The sequence below is a fragment of the Mesobacillus sp. genome (assembly GCF_049588175.1).
Classification (GTDB): domain Bacteria; phylum Bacillota; class Bacilli; order Bacillales; family Cytobacillaceae; genus Mesobacillus.
Genome location: NZ_JBAVFI010000201.1, coordinates 1 through 2,933 on the forward strand (window position 1 = coordinate 1; position 2,933 = coordinate 2,933).

General features: G+C 36.5%; 3 protein-coding genes. All 3 read right to left on the minus strand.

Going from position 1 to position 2,933, the window contains the following annotated elements:
- Positions 1-258: 258 nt before the first annotated feature.
- The 3 genes from WB217_RS05055 to WB217_RS05065 are packed head-to-tail and all read right to left on the minus strand — an operon-like array spanning position 259 to position 2,723.
- Positions 259-675 (minus strand): hypothetical protein, encoded by a 417-nt coding sequence (locus WB217_RS05055; RefSeq protein WP_423991249.1) that lies wholly within the window; start codon positions 673-675, stop codon positions 259-261.
- Positions 676-694: 19 nt separating this feature from the next.
- Positions 695-2,203: a hypothetical protein gene (locus WB217_RS05060; RefSeq protein WP_423991251.1), complete on the minus strand. Its 1,509-nt coding sequence runs from the start codon at positions 2,201-2,203 to the stop codon at positions 695-697.
- Positions 2,190-2,723, minus strand: a complete 534-nt coding sequence (locus WB217_RS05065; protein WP_423991253.1) for an RNA polymerase sigma factor — start codon at positions 2,721-2,723, stop codon at positions 2,190-2,192. The genes WB217_RS05060 and WB217_RS05065 overlap by 14 nt, the downstream gene beginning before the upstream one ends.
- Between the last annotated feature and the right edge of the window lie 210 nt (positions 2,724-2,933).

The window sequence follows — 2,933 nt, forward strand, 5'->3', positions numbered from 1 at the left end:
ATACAAACATGTCCTCTGCATCTTCAACAGTTATTTTCCTCAGTAAAAGTCTATCTGATTCTAATATCGGTAAGTCACTATAAATCTCTGAGACTTCCATATGTATGCACCCCCAATGATCTTTAAATTATAATAGCTTAATCATCAGCCAACATGCAATAAGTTCCATTAGGGGTTTGCCGGAGTAGTCAAACATTCGTATTTTACAAGAAGTTAACATAATATTGTTATGGTAACTTTCAATCAATTCGTCAAATATTAGGGATGTGGATCCTTAACTGTAGATAACAGCTTGGAAAAAGAAAGAGTAAGAATAAGCACTACAGCCATACTTATGATACTTGCAATGAATAAATCATCATTGAATTCTTTTAGTTTGAAAATAAGTGATAATGGTGCCCCATCTTCGTAACCAGTTGGCAAGAAGTAAAGAAAGTGGTCAATCGCAATGTCTGCAGCACCGAAAATCCAGCACAGCAGAAACCCTATTACTGCTGTGCTCAACACTTTTTTAATAAAACCATTTTGATTCGTAAAGTAACTAAATGTTAATGATATGCATGTTATAGCAGCGGTAATCACTGTGAGCTCTGCCCATTCAACATACAGCGATTTTGTGCCTGCCAGCAGAACCAGCAAGAACAATCCAAACCCACTGATGAGTATTTTTTTCATTCGCTTCCTCCTAATTTTTTTATTGGATTGCCATAAAGGCAACTTTCCATATACCATCCGGGTCTTTTATCATCCTAAACCCTTGAGACCCATTTGCATTTTCAAAGCTTATATACCCTTCAAAATCGCTTGTTTTCACAAACTTTCCATCCTGGATTCCTCCAAGTGCAGCCAGCATTTGTGAAGCAGTTGTTTGATCATTTTCGCTGAATTTAATATGCTCTTCCTTTGACCACATAACATATTCTGGTCTTGTCGTATATAATGCATATTCCGTTTCTGCATCTCCATCAATTCCCGCCTGGACGTATAGCTTTGCAATACTTATTGGAGATATGTTTTTCAAGTTATTGAGATCATGATCAAGTTTAAACCAGTTATAAGCAGTTTTTTCTTCTTCAGTAAGCTGGAATGCTGTAGTGTCATAAAGAATTTCCCCTGCTTTTTGTTCCATTTCATTCATCGTTCCGTCTGGTTTTAAAGTCTTTATCATCACCTTCCCTCTCTGAGTATAGAAGATGGACATTTTCAAGGCTTTATTTTCTGATGACCAGCCAATTGAAAATTGCACACCGATTTTTTGGTTTACAAGGTTTGGAAAGTCTATAGTTAAATCATGTTCAAGGTCAGTAGTTGTTCCTGGCTCGACCAAATATTGATAAGTCCAATACTTTTTTGTGCCATCCTCTGCATCAGAGTTTTCAAATACTTTGAATCCCGAACCAAATATCTCTTTGGCTGCTTCTTCTGATAAACCTATTTTGAAGGCTTTCTCAATAAATTCCACCTTTGCCTTCACCAATTGATCTTTTTCCGCGTTGATTTCAACTGGAGAAATAGCATCACTAATTTTAAGGTCCTTTGAGTCCCAGTTGTGAATTAATAAACGTCTTCGTACTTTTATGCCAGTTTCTGAATCGGTATAGGAGTAACTTACATTTAAACTATCGTTTTCATCTGGATTAATGGTTTCTAATGCTAGAGTAGAAAAATCTGCTTTTTGATAATACTTAATTACTTCTTCAATCGGCTGGTCATAAAATTCAAAGATTAATTTTTCTTTAAGATATTCCTGATCTCCCTTTTCCAAAGCATCGAAATAATAAATGAGCTCTTGTCCTGGTGTTGGTCCGCCAACAACTTTGAACACCTGTTGATAGATGGTTTGGTAAGCGTTATTATTGGCAATTAATTTATCAATTTTCCGTTCCTTTTCATCAGCCTTTTCGTCTTCATTGGTATCTTTACTAATAACTTCTGCTTTATCAGCAATTGTAGATTTTTCTTGATTTGAATTTACCCCTATAAAGGATGCTGCCAAAACTGTGAATATCATTATGGCCATTGTCATTGGAACAAGAATCGGCCACTGCCATTTTGGTTTGTTGGTCAGTTTTTCCTGATTTTGTCCCGCTGTGATTTCCGTCCTGAGCTTTTCTACAAAGTTTTCATCTGGCTCAATGTCTGGCCTATTTTTTAAAGGACCGAGGAATCTTTGGTCAAACGACGTATGTTTACGATTGTCCATCTTTCAGTCCCCACCCTTCCTCATCTTTTAAAATCTGCTTTTTCATATGCAGCAGCGCCCGATGATAATCCACACGGACCTTCGTTTCACTGCACCCAAGGATCTCTGCAGTTTCTCTGATGCTAAGTTCCTTTATCCCCCGTAAAATAACAACTGTCCTGTACTGATGTTTGAGTTTTAACAAAGCATTCTGGAGCTCAGTCCATTCCCCTTTTTGAATCAACCGTTCTTCTGGTGTGACTGTGTCTTTCTCCTTATCGAATACCCATTCAGGAAACAGGCTTACAAACTTCCTTTTTCGGTGCATATCCATTGCAGTATTTCTAGCGATAGAAAGAATCCAGGTTTTTAGCTTTTCTGGATCCTTTAAATTTGAAATCGACTTCATGATTTTAACGAATGTTTCTTGTGTAATATCTTCTGCTTCCTGTTTGTTGTTTGTAAAATATAGCGCGAAATGATAGACATCCCGATGATAACGATCGTAAATTTCATTTATAGTAAGCCTGCTGTCTTCCACGTATCACTCCCCCATTCCGTAATAAGTCGCTCAAATTCATTTTTTGTTTCAATTCTACTTAAATTTTTTTCGTTTTTTACAAATACTAAATATCAAAGCAACATTTGGCAGAAAGGCTTCCGCTTTTGCTGAAATGGGAAAATCATTTATAATAAAGAGATAAATTCGGTTTATAACCTTATTTTACCAGCAGAGAAGACTACACAAAAG

Bases quoted from the DNA above. Each gene is read 5' to 3' on its own strand.
- WB217_RS05055 (WP_423991249.1), bottom strand. From the start codon at position 675: ATGAAAAAAATACTCATCAGTGGGTTTGGATTGTTCTTGCTGGTTCTG.
- WB217_RS05060 (WP_423991251.1), bottom strand. From the start codon at position 2,203: ATGGACAATCGTAAACATACGTCGTTTGACCAAAGATTCCTCGGTCCT.